The organism is Nostoc sp. FACHB-280, assembly GCF_014697615.1.
Classification (GTDB): domain Bacteria; phylum Cyanobacteriota; class Cyanobacteriia; order Cyanobacteriales; family Nostocaceae; genus Nostoc_B.
This window is the reverse complement of sequence record NZ_JACJSD010000078.1, coordinates 1-17,412: the sequence shown is the minus strand read 5'-3', so window position 1 is coordinate 17,412 and position 17,412 is coordinate 1. Positions and strand designations below refer to the sequence as shown.

Here is a 17,412-nt window from a genome sequence, read left to right as displayed (position 1 = left end):
ATTAGTCAACAGTAAATAGCCTCTAGGAGTCAACTAAAACAAGGCTTGTGGTTAAATCTTTATATAAAACTTTAAATTTATTTATTCTATTTTCTATGTTTTTAGCATACTAGATACTGAAGAACCATAAATAGCTGAATCTAGCAAACCTTCATCACGTATACCTAGTGAGCCACCATATAAATTAATCTGCTTACTATGTATACTCAAAACATCTTGTTTTTCAATAAATTTAGGACTATGCAAGATTTCTGTACACCCAATCCCATTTTTTAGTAGATGCCAAAGAAATCAGCATGGCTTCTGATTGTTGAGGAGTAATGTCTCCTAAATCAAAAGCATTAATTTCTTCTTTAGATATGGCGTTAATTTTTAAACTTGCTTCAATTAGTGAGCTTATTTTATGCTTTAATGATTCTACAAGGATATATACATCACTCTTCTCATCAACATCATCGTTAAATTCGGTTTTAATTTTTTTATAGACTTCTACAAAATCTTCAGTCAGTATTCTAAAAGTCTTTCTCCCATCCTTATTAAGAAATAAATACCAGTATTGATCAAAAATTTCTTTAAGAATGAAATTGGATCTAACGCAAAGTATAATTGCTGATTCTCCTAGTTGAGTTTTTTGATTCAAAACTTCACTGAGTTTATTAAATTTATTAAGTTTGTACTGTAATTGTCTCCCTTTCTCTAGAAGCTGGCTAACAGTAATTTCTTGAGTCTTTGCAAATTTAAATATCTCTGCTGTTGTTTCATCTTGTACATTATCTTCATTCAGGCATCTTTCCAAGATTTCTAACCGTTCCTGAATGCTCGTAATTGTTTCTTGTGAGAATATAAAGCTGTTTACCATTATTTATATACTGGCTTGTTTAACTATAAACTTTGCCTATCACTATTTTAACTGCTCTTCAGCTATTTGAATTTTTATTCATCTCTATCGCAATCCTAAATGATTGACAAACATCTATCTCCCTTGTCTACCTTGTCTCTCTAAATAAAGTCTCTTATTCATATCTCAAATAAGATGGCTATAACACCTAGCTTCTAACCACTCATCTCTTGTTCAGACTATTCACTCTCACCACTGTAATGTAAAGGCAGTTTAACTATTACCGTCGTCCCCACATCTTGTTGACTTTCTAAGCTAATTTCACCACCATGTAAGTCTACACACTGTTTCACCATCGCCAGCCCTAATCCTGTTCCTTGAATTCTCCGCGCATTACTCGCCCTGTAAAAAGTTTGGAATAAGTTAACTTGGTCTGTTTTGGGAATACCTATTCCCTCATCTTTAACCTGAAAAATTGCCATATCATCTTCCAAGGTTAAATTAAACCAAATATGACTGTGTGGCGGAGAATATTTCACAGCATTGGAAATTAAATTAGTCAAAATACAATAAATTAATTCCTCATCCATATAAATTAAATTACATTCTCCTGCATAATTAAAAATAATATTTTTCTGTCCAGCCGCTTTCATCTGCATTACTTCTGTAATTTCTTGACAAAAGCTAATCAAATTTAAAGGCGCAGGTTTATATTCTAATTTTGCAGTTTCACTTTTACTCAGAAATAAAACTTCATCTAATAGCTGCAACATGTGGTTGAGAGCATCTTGCACACGCTCGAAATAAATATTTCTTCGTGCCTCATCCATATTATTTTGATTTTGCAGAATATCTATAGCAGTTCTAATTGTAGTCATCGGGTTACGAAATTCATGGGAAACCATCGCCACAAAGTTAGACTTTAGCTCATTAAGTTGTTGTTCTTTAGCTAACGCTTGACGGCTAATTTCTTCACTTTCTCGTAACTTTCTCAGAATTTCTTCCCGTTCAATAGCATAGCGAATAGCCCGTATTAATCGCTGAATGGTAATTTGGTCTTTAACTAAATAATCTTGAGCGCCTTCTGCTAAGGCTTGCATTGCTAGTTCTTCATCATCAAGTCCCGTTAAAACCACTACAGGAACATCTGGTACTGCGGCTCTATACGTCTTTAACGTATCTAGTCCAAAAGAATCTGGTAATCCCAAATCCAACAAAACTACATCAAATTTATCTTGTTTGGGATTTGCATTTTCCAAGTCATTTACTTCAGAATTATTCTCTGTTAAACTTAAATTTATTGCCTCTGATAATCGTTCAACATGCAGCATTTTTAGTTTATGTTGAACTGTATGAGCAAATATTTGATGTAATAGTTTGGCATCACTAGGACTATCTTCTACCAGTAAAACGCGAATTATCATTTTTTGCATAAAATATATTTATATAAAATGCTTGAATGAGCATCAGATTTCTTGATTGTGAAAACAATGCTCAATCATAATCGATATTGGCCGATATATAATAATACTTATAAGATTGATAAATCTGGTGGAAGCTTCACTGCCGTTAACCAAAAATCTTTAATTAAATGTACAACCTCAAGAAACTGATAGACATCAAGAGGTTTGGTCACATAACAGTTAGCACTGAGATGATAAGAACGTAGTATGTCTTGTTCATCTGCTGAAGTAGTCAGCACCACAACCGGAATATGTTTCAATTTGGGGTCAGATTTAAGTTCTGTAAGCACTTCTCGCCCATCCATCCCTGGTAAATTCAAATCAAGTACAATTAAATCGGGACGTGGAGCATTAGCAAACTCTCCTTGCTGGTGTAGATAATTCATTGCCGTTTCACCATCTTCTACCCAGTGCAAGTTATTGGGAATTTTGGTATTTACGAAGCCTTTCATAGTGAGATTAGCATCGCTGGGAGAGTCTTCAACTAGCAAAATTTCCACATGCCGACATACTTGACTATTTTCTATACTGTCATTAACCATATATTACACGTCTTTGTCTAAACTTTCTGGGGTAGCTGATTCATGAAGGGTAAAGTAAAACGTTGTACCCACCCCTAACTGAGATTCAGCCCATATACGACCATTGTGACGCTCAACAATTTTTTTACAAATAGCCAAACCAATACCTGTACCTGAAAATTCGCGTCGGGTATGTAGACGACGAAAAATTTCAAAAATCCGGTTAAGATACTGAGATTTAATGCCAATACCGTTATCTTGTACAGAAAACAACCAAATTTGGTAGTCAATAGTCAAATCTTCTTCCCCTACACCTCTATTCTTATCTACTATTGCAGCACTAATGTGGATTTGTGGCGGTACATCTTTGCGGCGAAACTTGATGGCATTCCCAATCAAATTTTGAAACAATTGGATTAACTGAGTTTTATCTGCAAGTAGGTTGGGCAATGGCTCATGAGTGATGACAGCTTGACTTTCTGCGATCGCCACCTGTAAATTACTCAAAGCCTCCCTCAGCACAATATTGCAATCAGTCAGCGTAAATATTCGACCTTTTGTCCCTATACGAGAATAAGCCAGCAAGTCTTGAATCAACTGCTGCATTCGTCTTGCACCATCAATAATGTAATCTATATATTCTTGGGCAGACTCATCTAACCTCTCTCGATATTCCTCCACTAATAATTGACTATAGCCAGTTACAGCTCGCAATGGTTCTTGCAAATCATGAGAAGCTACATAAGCAAACTGTTCTAATTCTTGATTTGAGTTTCTTAGTTCTTCATTTAGTTTTTCTAATTCGGCTGTACGTTCCTGAACTTTAACTTCTAGTTCGGCTTTTGCTTGTTGTAGTGTTTCCTCCGCTAGTTTGCGGTCTGTAATATCAGTATGAGTTCCTATCCACTCTTGAATTTGGTTATCAGCATCTAATATAGGAACTCCCCGCACAGCAAAAAATCGATAACTACCATCAGTAACTTGCACACGATGTTCCAACTTATAAGGACTTTTCCATTCCTTCGCTTGATTCCATAAAAACTGAGAAAACTCTCGGTCTTCAGGATGAACTGCATTCAGCCATCCCCATACTTGAAGTTCTTCCTGAGTTTGACCTGTCAAAGCTATCCATGAAGAATATTCTTTAGGAAAACCTTGAGCATCTGCTAACCATACAGCTTGAGATGTCGCCAGCACCAATGAACGATATCGTTTTTCACTGTTTTCTAAAGCTAGTTCTGCCAACTTGCGCCGCGTAATATCTTGAAAGAAAATTGATAACCCTTCTTGACTGGGATAGATACGATTTTCAAACCAGCGATCCCACGGTGGATAATACTCTTCAATCTCAATTACTTTCTGTTCGGTCACAGCTTGGTAATAAGCATGATAAAACTTCTGTCCCACACCTTCAGGAAACTCTTGCCAAATATTTTTGCCAATCAAATCTTCTGGACGACGATTGAAAATTTGTCCAGCCCTTTGATTTACGTAGGTATAACACCAATTCCCATCTAAAGCCACAAAAGCATCAGTCACAGTCTCTAAAATATTTACCAACTTTGCTTTAGCTGCTTGCTGTTCTAAATGAATTGCCTCTGCTGATAAAACTTTATTAATCTGAATTTGCTTTTGTAGCAATAAATAAACTCCTATTATCAGAAAAGAACTCAAACCATATCCTAAAAACACTATAAAAATTATTTGGTAAATTCCTTTATCTGTGTTTGCTATCCGCTGTTGTAATAGTTTTTTTTCTTCACTTTCCATTACTTGAGTGATATTTTTAATTTGATTATCAGTATTTATAGTCTGATTATTTTTAGCAACTTCCACAGCTTTAGCTAAACCTTGTTGCTCAAAAATTTCAATAGATATCTGTAAAAAGTAAAATTTTTCTTTAATTTTCAGTTCAAGCTTTTGAAGTTGCTCTTGTTGCTTAATATTATCCCTAGCTAAATTTTTGATAATTTGAATTTGTTTTGCTACATTTTTTATCTCTTGCTCATATTTTTTGTTATATGTTCCCATACCGGTTAAAAGATAGCTGCTGTGTGCATGTTCTGTATTGCTCAGTGCCAGGTGCAGATGATCTAAAGTTTCTAGAACTTGATGAGTATGAATAACCCAGTGTTTTTCTTGCGTTAACCGCAGAAAACTTAGATAAGAAATTACCCCCACGCCGCAAAGCAATAATAGTGCTAAAGGAAAACTAACCGCAACAAATTTTGCTGAAAGTCTATTCATGAGCAACTCACAAGATTGCAAATGATAAATAATATTTAGTTGTTATAGCTTATTAACAGTGTAATGAGTAAAATGATACATTTATTATGTATAAATATTATGCAAGTTTTGTGTATATTTAAGATTTGTCTTTAAATTTGGTATCAATCTACATAAAGTCAGAGTCACACAACCCAGGCAGAGCCTTGGGTTGTCCTAAAATTTGCTGATTTAACTGTTTAATTGTCTATTCTAAAATATCTATCTAATGATAGATGAAAAAATAATCTATAAATAATGTTTACTATTAACTTTGCAATCAAAAGTTGCACATTTATATTAAGTAGATAGACACCATTATTTAGAAGACGCATTTCGACACCCATCGACTACGCTCTGAGCGAGTCGCTCAATGCTCATTAGGCTGACTAAAAGAGGTTTAAGTGGAGCGATGCACTGAGCCTGTCGAAGTGTGGATACTGAGCGCAGTCGAAGCATCGAAACTCTTTAATCGCAAGTTAGGTTTAATTTATTACTTCTACTTACAAGAGTTTGCATATTCATAGAATACTGTAGAAATGTTTTCTTTAAAGTTTCTACATAATTTTACTTTATTCACTCAAAATAAAGTGTAAATATAAAAATAAGTCTCTTATCAGCTTTTTATGACTTCTAGTCACTCAATTTATGATTTTTTAAAATAATTAAATATTTTTTCTTAAAATTATTCAGTTTACCCATATAAACTTAGACACATTTTTTCAAGTAAATCCAAATTAAGATATGCTAGAGGCTTGTATATATTTTGTGACTTATTAGCCCAAGATATATACAAGTATCCTATAAGATAATTGGAATTTACCTTATAAATAGCCTCTAAAATTAACGAGATTCAGTACCTTGATTAGGGCTACCTGCTACATCATCTTCACCAGGTGCTTCTGGTCTAGCAGTCTTTCTTGCATCAGACTGCGAAGCATCGCCAGTTTTGCGAATATCTTCTTGTAAGGGGGTTTGATAACCACCAGAAGCTGTAGGGGTAGCATCTTGATTGTTAGCAGATTTTTGTTTTTGTTCTTCCGCCATAACGATAAACTCCTATAATTAATTCTTGGTTTATTTTAGGAATATCAAGAATGTAAATTTATCTATCTAAAATATGGTTATGACTTAATGTTGACTCTGCCAGAAGTATTATTTTTTAAAAAACAAAGAAATTCATGTACACTCAAAATTTATCACTACCTTCTGGATGTATTCTGCGTCAGGCAACTGCAACTGATAAGTGGTCAATTCGCTCATTAGTATTTTCAGCGAAACTTGACCCCACTCAATTACGTTGGCAACAGTTCTCCGTTATAGAATGTGAAGGTAGTTTAATTGCTTGCGGACAACTGCGGAATTTTGCTGGCGCACAAGAACTTGGTAGTTTGGTAGTGAGATCAACTTGGCGAGGTCGTGGTTTAGGTAGTTTGCTCACCCAGCACCTTATTAGTCAAGCTACACAACCACTATATTTAGAATGCTTGGGTGAGCAATTATCAAAGTTTTATAGTCGCTTTGGTTTTTTAACAGTTGCTTTTGAAAATCTTCCTCCATCTCTTCAGCCTAAATTTCGCATCTCGCAATTAGCAAGAAAGCTGTTAAGAGTACCTGTTGTGTTTATGAAATACTCAGGAGAGTGGGAGATGAGGGAGAAGGACAAATGAATTACTGTTGACTATTTCACAAAAATTGTGAGCAGAACAGGCCCTAGTAAGTAATGATGACTGACACAGCTAAATCCAGATACAAAACCTAAAGTTTCTCTTTGTTTAGGACTATAAAAACGGACTCCTAAAGGAGAAATTGGCAATTTTTTAGGTTCTAGTTCTTGTTTAAAGGTAAAGTCAACTAAGTAAAAGCGTCCACCGGGAATTAGGATTCGTGCTACTTCAGTGAGAACTTTTTGCGGTTCTAAATAATGTAAAAAGCTAATAGTATTGAATACAGCATCAAATTGACTTTCACCAAAGGGTAGAGACTCAGCATTACCTTCAACATAAATTAAACGAGGATGGTGGCGGTTGCTCTTTCTCGCCATTCGTAACATATTGGGTGATAAGTCTAAACCTGTACCACGCAAGTCAGGAAATTTAGTGGCGAGGCGTTCTAATAAGCGTCCAGTACCACATCCTAAATCGAGAACGTTGACTTGTTGTGGTACGTCAACATATTCTAATAACCGTTGGTGAATAGCTCGATAGAATACTGAGGGAAATGTCCAATCGTAGCTAAAAGCCCAGTTGTTAAAGAGAGATTTCTTGTTAGCAAAGAAATTTTCCGTCATTGGTTTGCACTTGTTTGACAGCGATATCTAGCCTAACGTGCAGGCTCACAAGTGTGGGAACTTAGTCAATGATTCCGAAATCTAAAAACTTGGATATGTATTTAAAGATGTTACACGAAAAGATAATTTGTGAGTGTAGCAGCCTCAAGCGATCGCTTCATCATATTTATCTATATTTAATCTTTAGGTAAATTACTATGACATCTATAACTTTGTTTCATTTACACAAAGATTTCTTACAAAAAGTTCGTAAATGGTTAGAAAATCGAGAAATTAATAACATTCAATTAGCTCATTTTTTGTGTAGAGTGATACCATCACAATGTCCCTTTGAAAGAGATATCACTTTATTCGGGCGGAAATTGTTTCACATTCCAGCCATGTGCAAACTTAATCCCTTTTATGAGCAATTAGTAACTCTGCGTTTTCGTGCTTTATGTTATCTTGCTGATGAATGTGGTGAAGATGTAAATGTTTATTGCTAAACTTTGAAATTCACAAACGTCAGCTATCGGTAATTACAGACATACGCTTGTTATCTGCTTTAATCTATACTAAGCTGTTTGAGAATTAATTCAGACATACATCAAACTAGTTCTCAGTCTGTGTCCATTACTGCCTTACCTTGCTGAAATTATTAACATCATCAATATGACGCACATCTTACTTGTAGAAGATGAGGTCAAACTGGCGCGATTTATCGAATTGGAACTGAATTACGAAGGTTATCAAGTCAGTGTCGCCTACGATGGATTAACTGCCCTGACTGCGGCGCGAGAGTTACATCCCGACTTAGTTATTTTAGATTGGATGTTACCAGGGTTATCAGGTCTAGAGATTTGCCGCCGTTTGCGGAGTACTGGAGATAAAGTCCCAGTCATATTATTAACTGCTAAAGATGAAGTTAGCGATCGCGTGGCTGGTTTAGACGCTGGTGCTGATGACTATGTAGTAAAACCATTCAGTGTGGAAGAACTATTAGCCAGAGTCCGCGCTCATCTGCGCCGCAACCAAGAAGCTGATGCAGCCGACATCTTAGAATTTGAAGACCTCAGCTTAAATCGCCGCACCAGAGAAGTGTATCGCGGCAATAGATCAATTGAATTAACCGCCAAAGAATTTGATTTGCTGGATTATTTGCTGTCCCATCCCCGACAAGTAATTACCCGCGATCGCATTTTAGAAGAAGTTTGGGGTTACGACTTTATGGGCGATTCCAACATCATCGAAGTTTACGTCCGTTACTTGCGCCTCAAACTCGAAATCAACAATGAAAAGCGCCTCATTCAAACCGTCCGAGGCGTTGGCTATGTACTGCGTGAGTAGCAGTGTGAAGTATGAAGGTTTGTAACCTCTCACCTGTAACCTGTAACCTCTCACCTGTAACCTGTAACCTCTCACCTGTAACCTCATTGCAAACAACCGTTAAACTTCATTGCAAAATAAAAAGGTAATTCGAGCAACATGATAAGTTTTGATGATGTGAATCAACAGTGCGATAAGGAGAACACAGTGGCAACGGAATCTCATTTACTAACGGGCAAAGCTGTACAAAACGAAGATTTTAGTGAATATGTTGCTCATTTACAGCTACACATGACGCTACAAGCTCGCAATCTGGTTCCAACCTTCAAGCATTCTGTGGAAGATAGCAGACAACAACTCCTCCATCAAACCCAAGCCAACTTTGAAAAGTTAATTTCTCGGCAAGGTTTGTAAATATAGGAAATTTAACGAAAAGTCAAATAAAATAAAAGCAGGTATTTTTGGGTTAACGCCAATAGCGTACTCATCTAACCTGCTTTTTTTTGCTTTTGTAAGTCTTTAATCAAAAAAATCAACCTTTTGAAGCAATAGCCAGCAACGGAAAGCCGTTAAAATTGTTATTGCAACAGTTCCACCCACGAGCAGTTAGTTAAGGCTAAATGGCCGCTTGAATCAAAATGACTTCATTACTTCCTCGAAATCTCAGCGTTGTCATCCGGCCAGTCCACTATCGGGATCTGGATGGAATTGAGCGATTAACACAAGAGTCATTCACCGCCACGACTTTGGAAGGCTCCAATTCTGCCGAGAGCCAAATGCAATCACTCCGGCGTTGGTATGGCTTACTTAAATTTTTGAGTTGGTTCCCCAACCCACTCCAGTATCGTTTCTGCGCCTATGTCGCCGAACAGGGGCGAATGCTATTGGGGATGATTCAAGTATCACCATTCAACCGCACTCGCAGTACTTGGCGCATTGATAAAGTGATGCTAGATAAGGCTGCGGATAAGCAAGGAATCGGCTCACAATTGCTGCGCCATTGCTTCGAGTCGATTTTAGAAGCGCGGACTTGGTTATTAGAAGTAAATATTAACGATATAGAAGCATTAGCTCTCTATCGCCAAAATGGGTTTCAACGTTTAGCCGAAATTACCTATTGGAAAATAGAAGCCGATTTATTGGCAGAATTGGCACAAGCAGAACCAGATTTACCCAATTTGCTGCCAGTAAGTAACGCCGATGCTCAGTTGCTTTATCAACTAGATACAGCATCAATGCCGCCTTTGGTACGTCAAGTCTTTGACCGCAACACCCGCGATTTTAAAACCAGTTTATTTGGGGCGTTGACCGATGCTGTCAAACAATGGATCACCAAAACAGAAGTTGTCAGTGGTTATGTGTTTGAACCGCAACGTAAAGCCGCCATTGGTTATTTTCAAGTACAGCTTGACCGCAAAGGCGAAACTCCTCATGTGGCAACGCTGACAGTTCACCCTGCTTACACTTGGTTGTATCCAGAGTTGCTTTCGCAATTGGCACGCATAGCGCAAGATTTCCCCCAACAAGGTTTGCGACTGGCTTCTTTAGACTACCAACCAGAAAGAGAAGAATATTTAGAACGGATTGGGGCAAAACGCACTGAACATACTTTGATTATGTCGCGTTCAGTTTGGCACAAACTCCGAGAATCAAAATTTGTCTCCTTAGAAGGTATTCAATGGACAGATGTGTTGCAAGGTTTACAACCAGCACGTAAACCCATACCAGGCGGGATGTCTTGGGCAAAAACTGGGCAGCAGTCATCTTCAGAGATCCCGGTGCCAAGCAAATCAGAATCTATCAACTTTAAATGTAACAACTGTCATACGGAGCCATCTTGCCAAAATGAATCAGTCGATGGTCAACAGGAAAAGTAGTAAAAGCTTGTGTGGTAAGGGTTAGAGGATGAATATCTCAGACTCAGAACTCACTACGCGGCACAAATAACAATGGATAAAAAACAGTATATTTCAGCACTAGGGTTAGATGTCGGACGGAAACGAATTGGCGTAGCAGGATGCGATCGCACCGGGTTAATTGCTACCGGAATTACAACAATTGAACGCTCATCTTTTGAGCGCGACGTTGAGCAGTTCCAAAATATCGTCCATGAACGTCAGGTAGAAATTCTAGTTGTTGGTTTACCTTATTCGATGGATGGTTCTTTGGGATTCCAAGCTCATCAGGTGCAGAAATTTGCCACCAAACTGAGTAAGGCTCTCAAACTACCCATAGAATATGTTGATGAGCGCCTTACCTCTTTTCAAGCAGAGCAAATGCTCATCGCCGAGAATCTCTCACCATCGCGTCATAAAGGTTTAATTGACCGCAAAGCCGCAGCATTGATTTTACAACAATGGTTAGATTCTCGACGCTCTGCCCCAGTTAAAATGCTGTCGAGTATGGATAGCTTTTGACATGATATTCTGAAAGCAATTACTGAGCAGTTGTGTCTAAATGTGAAACTATTAGCTTGACATTATTTGTCATTTAACAGGAAAGCAATATTCACAGTTGCGGTAAAGATAAAGTTTAACTAATCGGCTATGTTTCCTTCTCCATTTTCTGAAGATAACGATCGCGATCACACAGGTTCCATCACCTTGACAGATGAGACAGGGCGAACCCTCGAATGTTATATAGAACATTCGCTCTCTGTAGATGGACAAGAATACGTCTTACTGCTTCCTGTGGACTCACCCATAGAAATTTTCGCTTGGGAAGGTGACGACGAAGAAGAAGAAGCCGTTTTAGTAGAAGATGACGCTATCCTTGACGAAATTTTTGGTACCGCCCAAGCAGTTTTATCTGAGCAGAACCTAATTCTGAAAAACACGGCTTACGCTTTGACAGTTGCTGGTGAACTACCAGCCGTAGATGAGTCGGAACTTTTTACCTTAGAAATCGAAGACGACGAAACCGATTTAGAGCCAGAACAACTACAGCTACTCGCCAGCTTCTATCATGAAGAACAGGAGTACGCTATTTATACTCCCCTTGATCCACTGTTGTTTTTTGCCAGAATTACCAAAGATGGCGAACCGGAATTACTTTCTCCCGAAGAATTTCGCCAAGTGCAACCACTCCTAGAAGAACAACTTTTTAATGAAGTGGAATAAAATCTGCTCAAAATTGAAAATAAAAATGTCTCATTTTTAGACAAGGTTTTAGAGTTGGGTGTAGGGGTGTACACTTCGGCTCCTTTCGGCTTCGCTCAAGGCAAGTCGCTCAGTGACCGGGTGTGAAGGGGATGGAAATCTGATTAAATCGTGACTTTTAGAGTCGCTAATCATCACAAAGTGAAACGGTATCACACTCTCCCCCTTTCCCCCTGCTCCCTGCTCCCCTAACTCTATTGATCCCCTGCACCCATTCTCAACAATGCTCTTACTTGGGAGCATTTTTCATTGTGATCCTGAAAATTATCTATGACTTGGAACAATCTCTTACAGCCTGACTTGATTTTACATGGTTCAGTTTTGCAATTGACTCAAGAAATTATTCAACAATATGGGCTGAAGGGACTTGTCTTAGATGTGGATGAAACACTCGTTCCTTTCACAGTGGGGACTCCTTCGCCAGAGTTGAGACAATGGGTAGAAGAAATTCGCGTTAATGTTGATTTGTGGTTGGTGAGCAATAACTTAAGCGAAGCTCGCATTGGCAGCATTGCCCGTGCTTTGAATTTACCTTATTACTTGGGTGCAGCCAAGCCTTCTCGCCGCAAAATTAGAGCCGCTCTCCAAGCAATGGATTTACCTGCACATCAAGTAGGAATGGTGGGCGATCGCTTGTTTACCGATGTTTTAGCTGGTAATCGTCTAGGAATGTTTACAGTTCTCGTAGAACCGATTATTCATCCTGATGCTGCACTACGTTCTCATCCCGTCCGAAATTTTGAAGTCTGGATTTCTGAAATCTTGGGAGCCTCCATCACACCTAAACGCAGCGTTGTTAATAAAAAGTAATAAATCGTCAGGAAAAGAAAGTTAAAGAAATAATTAAGAATAAAATAGAAACACAGAAAACAGGAGATTATAAGTATTAATAACATGGGGTCAGCTAATAAAAGACCCTAGTAAATAGCAAATAACTATAAACTAGTAAAGCGTCAGCCTTCACTTATAGAAGGATTGGCGCTTTGCTTTTTTGTGCTTTGTCATTTGTCCTTCATGACCAATGACCAATGACTAATGACTAATGACCATGACCAAAACAATTGTCGTCAAAATAGGCACTTCTAGCCTGACTCAACCAGAAACCGGGCAATTAGCACTTTCTACGATCGCCACTTTAACCGAAACGCTTTGTCATTTGAGGCAGCAGGGAAATCGTGTGATTTTGGTTTCCTCTGGTGCGGTGGGTGTAGGCTGTGCCAGATTAGGCTTAACAGAACGTCCAAAAGCGATCGCCCTCAAACAAGCAGTAGCCGCAGTTGGTCAAGGCAGGTTAATGCGGATATATGACGATTTATTTACAACCTTACAGCAGCCAATTGCCCAAGTTTTGTTAACTCGCAGCGACTTAGTACAGCGTAGCCGTTACCTCAACGTTTACAACACCTTTAAAGAATTGTTGGGGCTGGGTGTAATTCCCGTAGTGAATGAAAATGACACCGTGGCTGTCGAGGAACTGAAATTTGGTGATAATGATACCCTTTCAGCATTAGTAGCGAGTTTAGTTGAAGCCGATTGGCTATTTTTACTCACCGACGTAGATAGATTATATTCAGCCGATCCCCGCTCTGTACCCGATGCTAAACCCATTGCCTTGGTGAGTAATATTAAAGAATTGGCGCAATTGCAAATCCAAACAGGTGGTCAAGGCTCACAATGGGGTACTGGTGGGATGGTAACAAAAATATCCGCCGCCAGAATTGCGATCGCAGCCGGAGTGCGGACTGTGATTACTCAAGGGCGATTTCCCCGCAATCTCGAAAAAATTTTACAAGGGGAACCTCTAGGAACGCACTTTGAACCGCAACCAGAACCCACATCCGCCAGAAAACGCTGGATAGCTTACGGACTTGTGCCGACAGGAAAATTGTATTTAGATCAAGGTGCGATCGCGGCAATATCACAAGCCGGAAAATCATTATTAGCCGCAGGTATCAAAACCCTAGAAGGAGAATTTGACACCCAAGACGCTGTGCAATTGTGCGACACCAACGGTAACGAAATAGCTAGAGGTTTAGTAAATTACAGCAGCGATGAACTACAAAAAATCTGCGGGCGACACTCCAGAGAAATTCCCGAAATTTTGGGATATGTAGGCGCAGATACCGTAGTGCATCGAGATAACTTAGTTTTGACTTAAATAGAATTAGGATATCGGGAATAATCGAGAGACATACAAATGGTAAAAACAATCGCTGCGGAGAAAATAACGCTCTATGATTTGGAGCAGCAGTTTAAATTGCAACAAACTGAAGACGAGTCATTTTTCTCTGTGCGATATAGCTACACTTAACGCACTCAAAAATTTAAGGTTTACTTGATAAAACATTTCTTAAAAATAGATTCTTAACTTTTATAAAATAAGAACCTAATAGCTCTATCCCTAAAACTGACAAAAGTGACATTGTTGTTAAGAGTATAAATATAAGAGGTGACAATTTTGGTGAATAAATAATATTTTGGAAGTAATAGTAGCAAAAGAAAGAATGAGTCAGCCACAGGGGAAAAGAATATTTACCTAGATAAGCCATCAATTTAGACAGATTTAATATTTTAACGGCTCTACAAGAGAAATAAATAAAAAAAGGCACTATTAGAAAATCATACGTTTTTTGCTCTAATTTAGTTCTCACCATATAACAAAGTAATACACCAACGAAGCTCACGATCCATTTCGATTTATCAAATTCCTTAATTACATAGCTTGAAAAGAAATTTAACTTAGCACATATTATTCCTAAAGCAAATGATATTTGCCAATAGATAAAACCCAGATGTCCGTAAGGATTTATACGTGAACCAAAGTACCATAATAATATACTTAAAAAAAATAAAAAACTAATATTTTTATCTACTAATATAGTATAAATAGGAAATAGAAAAAGAAGGCTAATTATAAAATTCCAAACAAACCACCATTCGCTATTATATGTTGAACTCCAACCTACAAAATTTTCTAAAAATATTTTGATATCTGGTGAGTAGCGAACTTGATTTGAATGCCAAAAAGTTACTTTTGGGAAGAAAAATATTCCAATTGGTACAAATATTAAAAAGTATAACCAGTATTTTAAATAAAAAGATTTTAATTTATTTATTGAGTAGTATAAAAGTTTTTTTTCTGAGTGTAAATATCCTAGAAACATCCCGTAACCAGATAAAAATAAAAACATAGAAATGCAAATATTTCCAAAATATCCTATGTATAATTCCACATTTATAAAAGGAATTAATGGTATATAATTATTTCCTATTAAAAGGCGATCCTTGAAAGCATATAGATGATGGGCAAACATTAAACAAATTGCGACACCTTTAGCAATATTCGTTTGTTTTATTGTAAATTCCATTTTTGGGTCAGAGGTGTTAATTCCTAGCTATTGATACACTTCTAACCCAAATTTTTCAAGAGTAAAATTACTTAAATGGTGTTAAAAACACTTTTTGGAAAAAACACCAGGGGATTGGAATTCGTGCCTACACAAACAAAGTCTGCCTAAGCGGACTATATTAAAATAATTGTGCTTAAAACAAAATCTAAAACTGAGTTTAGAAACACAATTTTTAAGTCAGTGACTGCCTAATTTTGCTCCGCACGCATAATTGAATTGATTATCGAGATTTTAAGTCCGAGCTAAAAGTGGAGCCGCCGCTAATAGTGTTTGTGTATAAGGGTGCTGCGGGTTGGCAAAAATTTGTTTTGTCGGGCCGAGTTCGACAATTTTACCGCCATTCATCACAGCAATGCGATCGCATAAAAATCTCGCTAACCACAAATCATGGGTAATAAACAGATACGTTAACTCAAATTCTGCCTTTAATTGCAGCATCAAATCTAAAACTTGTGACTGCACACTAGCATCTAACATACTCACTGGTTCATCACAAATCAACAGTTTGGGACGAGTAATTAAAGCCCGTGCGATCGCTACTCGTTGTTGTTGTCCGCCCGATAAATCTGATGGAAAACGTTGATAATAAACTTCTGGCGGTGTTAAACCAACTTTTTGCAACATCCACAATACTTCTTCTTTGGCTTTGGCTGCATCAGCCAGATTGTGAATTAACAAAGGATCACCTATACTCTGCCCTACAGTCATCGCCGGATTTAAACAAGCATGGGGATCTTGAAACACCATTTGCATTTGTCGGCGAGAAGCGCGAATTTCTTGACGTGATAGCTTGGTTAAATCTTGTCCCAAAAATTCTACTTTGCCAGCCGTTGGACGAATCAACTGTAAGATAGTCCGCGATAGTGTACTTTTACCGCAACCAGATTCACCAACTAAACCTAAAATTTCTCCCGGAAACAGTTCCAAGTTAATTCCATCTACAGCTTTGATGGTCTGACTTTCTGCTTTAAACAGTCGTTCAATCAAATTAGGTTCTATGGTGTAGTGTTGCTGAAGTTCTGTAACTCGTAAAAGTGGCGATTGACTATCAAGTGTTGGTTGTGAAGCATCTTCTCCACTTTCATCCACAGCTTGAATATGCAAAGCTGCTTGTAAAAGCGATCGCGTATATTCATGTTGAGGGTTGCCAAATACCGATGATGTCGCCCCCATTTCTACCATTTTGCCGTTGTACATTACGCCGATGCGGCCGCAATATTCTGCCACCATTGCCAAATCGTGAGAAATCAGCAACAGTGCCATATTTTCTTCCGCACACAGACGAGTTAATTCTTGTAAAATCTGCGCGGAGACAGTGACATCTAAACTAGTGGTAGGTTCATCAGCCACAATTAACTTAGGATTTAGGAGGAGAGCAAGAGCGATCGCTACCCGTTGTCGCATTCCACCGCTAAACTCATGTGGATACTGATTCCACCGACTCGCCGGGATTTTCACCTTTTCCAAAGTCGCCAGTGCTTTTTCTTTCGCTTCCTTGGCTGATAGTTCTGGTGAATGTGCTTGCAAAGTTTCCAGACAATGCTTACCAATCGTCATTAATGGATCAAGGCGTGTCATCGGGTCTTGGAAAATCAGTGCTACCGCCTCCCCCCGAAATTTTCGCAACTGAGGTAATGTTAAATCAAATACTGACTGCCCCTGAAAAGTTACTCGGCCGTCAACTCTGCTAGATGGCGGTAGCAAGCGCATCGCCGCCCGTCCTAACGTAGATTTACCGCAACCAGACTCCCCCACCAGACCCATTCTTTCCCCAGGTTGCAGTGTAAAAGATACATCATCAACCGCCCATCTAAGTTCTTCCCCGCCACGCTGAGGATAAGCAACTCGTAAATTTTCTATACAAAATAAAGCATCACTCATATTTATTTATCAGCCTAGAGCTACCAGCTAGAATAATTTCAAATTTTAGCTAGTGTATCAAATTCCCCAAAGTTCCTGTTCTAATTCCAAGAAACCCCAAACCAAAAAGGCGCTCCCCGTAAAGAGAGCGCCTTCGATTAATTATTTACTGCTTCTATCAGAGCAAATTAGCCATTGATAGCAGGAGCAGAGATAGCAACAGGAGCTTGCTCACCAGCAGCCAAGTCTAAGGGGAAGTTGTGAGCATTGCGCTCGTGCATTACTTCCATACCCAAGTTAGC

17 protein-coding genes and 1 pseudogene are annotated in these 17,412 nt (G+C 38.3%); 9 read left to right on the top strand and 9 right to left on the bottom strand.

Annotated elements, in window-relative coordinates; genetic code table 11:
* Positions 1–238: 238 nt before the first annotated feature.
* From H6G75_RS31095 to H6G75_RS31075, 5 genes are all read right to left on the bottom strand, one after another.
* Positions 239–859, bottom strand: coding sequence for a hypothetical protein (locus tag H6G75_RS31095; RefSeq protein ID WP_190983739.1), 621 nt, complete (start codon positions 857–859; stop codon positions 239–241).
* Positions 860–1,077: 218 nt separating this feature from the next.
* A complete protein-coding gene (locus tag H6G75_RS31090; protein WP_190983738.1) occupies positions 1,078–2,271 on the bottom strand; it encodes an ATP-binding protein in 1,194 nt (397 codons plus the stop codon).
* A gap of 98 nt (positions 2,272–2,369) precedes the next feature.
* Positions 2,370–2,843, bottom strand: a complete 474-nt coding sequence (locus H6G75_RS31085; RefSeq protein WP_190983737.1) for a response regulator — start codon at positions 2,841–2,843, stop codon at positions 2,370–2,372.
* Between the two features lie 3 nt (positions 2,844–2,846).
* On the bottom strand, positions 2,847–5,069 hold the full coding sequence (locus H6G75_RS31080; RefSeq protein WP_190983736.1) for a PAS domain S-box protein: 2,223 nt from the start codon (positions 5,067–5,069) through the stop codon (positions 2,847–2,849).
* An 861-nt stretch (positions 5,070–5,930) separates the two neighbouring features.
* The gene (locus H6G75_RS31075) at positions 5,931–6,134 is read right to left on the bottom strand and encodes a hypothetical protein (protein ID WP_190983735.1); all 204 of its coding nucleotides are present in this window, start codon (positions 6,132–6,134) and stop codon (positions 5,931–5,933) included.
* Between the two features lie 134 nt (positions 6,135–6,268).
* Here H6G75_RS31075 and H6G75_RS31070 point away from each other — a divergent pair, with 134 nt between their 5' ends.
* A complete protein-coding gene (locus H6G75_RS31070) occupies positions 6,269–6,757 on the top strand; it encodes a GNAT family N-acetyltransferase (protein WP_190983734.1) in 489 nt (162 codons plus the stop codon).
* An 11-nt stretch (positions 6,758–6,768) separates the two neighbouring features.
* Here H6G75_RS31070 and H6G75_RS31065 read toward each other — a convergent pair whose 3' ends face one another.
* The gene (locus tag H6G75_RS31065; protein WP_190983733.1) at positions 6,769–7,377 is read right to left on the bottom strand and encodes a class I SAM-dependent methyltransferase; all 609 of its coding nucleotides are present in this window, start codon (positions 7,375–7,377) and stop codon (positions 6,769–6,771) included.
* A gap of 197 nt (positions 7,378–7,574) precedes the next feature.
* Between H6G75_RS31065 and H6G75_RS31060 the strand changes: the two genes are divergently transcribed.
* The 8 genes from H6G75_RS31060 (at position 7,575) to proB (ending at position 13,998) form a co-directional block, all read left to right on the top strand.
* A complete protein-coding gene (locus H6G75_RS31060) occupies positions 7,575–7,862 on the top strand; it encodes a Mo-dependent nitrogenase C-terminal domain-containing protein (RefSeq protein WP_190983732.1) in 288 nt (95 codons plus the stop codon).
* 166 nt (positions 7,863–8,028) lie between these two features.
* The gene (locus tag H6G75_RS31055) at positions 8,029–8,703 is read left to right on the top strand and encodes a response regulator transcription factor (protein WP_190983731.1); all 675 of its coding nucleotides are present in this window, start codon (positions 8,029–8,031) and stop codon (positions 8,701–8,703) included.
* A 138-nt stretch (positions 8,704–8,841) separates the two neighbouring features.
* Positions 8,842–9,096, top strand: coding sequence for a hypothetical protein (locus H6G75_RS31050; protein WP_190983730.1), 255 nt, complete (start codon positions 8,842–8,844; stop codon positions 9,094–9,096).
* A 224-nt stretch (positions 9,097–9,320) separates the two neighbouring features.
* Complete coding sequence (locus H6G75_RS31045) at positions 9,321–10,559, top strand: GNAT family N-acetyltransferase (RefSeq protein ID WP_190983729.1); 1,239 nt, start codon at positions 9,321–9,323, stop codon at positions 10,557–10,559.
* Positions 10,560–10,631: 72 nt separating this feature from the next.
* Positions 10,632–11,099 (top strand): Holliday junction resolvase RuvX, encoded by a 468-nt coding sequence (gene ruvX, locus H6G75_RS31040; protein ID WP_190983728.1) that lies wholly within the window; start codon positions 10,632–10,634, stop codon positions 11,097–11,099.
* A 129-nt stretch (positions 11,100–11,228) separates the two neighbouring features.
* Positions 11,229–11,801: a DUF3727 domain-containing protein gene (locus H6G75_RS31035; protein ID WP_062289912.1), complete on the top strand. Its 573-nt coding sequence runs from the start codon at positions 11,229–11,231 to the stop codon at positions 11,799–11,801.
* Positions 11,802–12,110: 309 nt separating this feature from the next.
* Positions 12,111–12,650 (top strand): YqeG family HAD IIIA-type phosphatase, encoded by a 540-nt coding sequence (locus H6G75_RS31030; RefSeq protein WP_190983727.1) that lies wholly within the window; start codon positions 12,111–12,113, stop codon positions 12,648–12,650.
* A 238-nt stretch (positions 12,651–12,888) separates the two neighbouring features.
* Positions 12,889–13,998 (top strand): glutamate 5-kinase, encoded by a 1,110-nt coding sequence (gene proB / locus H6G75_RS31025; RefSeq protein WP_062289919.1) that lies wholly within the window; start codon positions 12,889–12,891, stop codon positions 13,996–13,998.
* Positions 13,999–14,164: 166 nt separating this feature from the next.
* Here proB and H6G75_RS31015 read toward each other — a convergent pair whose 3' ends face one another.
* The 3 genes and pseudogenes from H6G75_RS31015 to H6G75_RS31005 form a co-directional block, all read right to left on the bottom strand.
* The gene (locus tag H6G75_RS31015) at positions 14,165–15,208 is read right to left on the bottom strand and encodes an acyltransferase family protein (protein WP_190983726.1); all 1,044 of its coding nucleotides are present in this window, start codon (positions 15,206–15,208) and stop codon (positions 14,165–14,167) included.
* Positions 15,209–15,481: 273 nt separating this feature from the next.
* The gene (locus tag H6G75_RS31010; RefSeq protein ID WP_190983725.1) at positions 15,482–17,131 is read right to left on the bottom strand and encodes an ABC transporter ATP-binding protein; all 1,650 of its coding nucleotides are present in this window, start codon (positions 17,129–17,131) and stop codon (positions 15,482–15,484) included.
* 167 nt (positions 17,132–17,298) lie between these two features.
* A pseudogene (locus tag H6G75_RS31005) lies at positions 17,299–17,412 on the bottom strand (photosystem II q(b) protein); the annotation flags it as partial.

What these genes read in the sequence shown, in the direction of transcription:
- H6G75_RS31095 (WP_190983739.1), bottom strand. Translation starts at nt 859, where the DNA reads ATGGTAAACAGCTTTATATTCTCACAAGAAACAATTACGAGCATTCAG.
- proB (WP_062289919.1), top strand. Translation starts at nt 12,889, where the DNA reads ATGACCAAAACAATTGTCGTCAAAATAGGCACTTCTAGCCTGACTCAA.
- H6G75_RS31010 (WP_190983725.1), bottom strand. Translation starts at nt 17,131, where the DNA reads ATGAGTGATGCTTTATTTTGTATAGAAAATTTACGAGTTGCTTATCCT.
- H6G75_RS31045 (WP_190983729.1), top strand. Translation starts at nt 9,321, where the DNA reads ATGACTTCATTACTTCCTCGAAATCTCAGCGTTGTCATCCGGCCAGTC.
- H6G75_RS31015 (WP_190983726.1), bottom strand. Translation starts at nt 15,208, where the DNA reads ATGGAATTTACAATAAAACAAACGAATATTGCTAAAGGTGTCGCAATT.
- H6G75_RS31055 (WP_190983731.1), top strand. Translation starts at nt 8,029, where the DNA reads ATGACGCACATCTTACTTGTAGAAGATGAGGTCAAACTGGCGCGATTT.
- H6G75_RS31070 (WP_190983734.1), top strand. Translation starts at nt 6,269, where the DNA reads ATGTACACTCAAAATTTATCACTACCTTCTGGATGTATTCTGCGTCAG.
- H6G75_RS31060 (WP_190983732.1), top strand. Translation starts at nt 7,575, where the DNA reads ATGACATCTATAACTTTGTTTCATTTACACAAAGATTTCTTACAAAAA.
- H6G75_RS31065 (WP_190983733.1), bottom strand. Translation starts at nt 7,377, where the DNA reads ATGACGGAAAATTTCTTTGCTAACAAGAAATCTCTCTTTAACAACTGG.
- H6G75_RS31085 (WP_190983737.1), bottom strand. Translation starts at nt 2,843, where the DNA reads ATGGTTAATGACAGTATAGAAAATAGTCAAGTATGTCGGCATGTGGAA.
- H6G75_RS31030 (WP_190983727.1), top strand. Translation starts at nt 12,111, where the DNA reads ATGACTTGGAACAATCTCTTACAGCCTGACTTGATTTTACATGGTTCA.
- H6G75_RS31075 (WP_190983735.1), bottom strand. Translation starts at nt 6,134, where the DNA reads ATGGCGGAAGAACAAAAACAAAAATCTGCTAACAATCAAGATGCTACC.
- H6G75_RS31035 (WP_062289912.1), top strand. Translation starts at nt 11,229, where the DNA reads ATGTTTCCTTCTCCATTTTCTGAAGATAACGATCGCGATCACACAGGT.
- H6G75_RS31050 (WP_190983730.1), top strand. Translation starts at nt 8,842, where the DNA reads ATGATAAGTTTTGATGATGTGAATCAACAGTGCGATAAGGAGAACACA.
- ruvX (WP_190983728.1), top strand. Translation starts at nt 10,632, where the DNA reads ATGGATAAAAAACAGTATATTTCAGCACTAGGGTTAGATGTCGGACGG.
- H6G75_RS31090 (WP_190983738.1), bottom strand. Translation starts at nt 2,271, where the DNA reads ATGCAAAAAATGATAATTCGCGTTTTACTGGTAGAAGATAGTCCTAGT.
- H6G75_RS31080 (WP_190983736.1), bottom strand. Translation starts at nt 5,069, where the DNA reads ATGAATAGACTTTCAGCAAAATTTGTTGCGGTTAGTTTTCCTTTAGCA.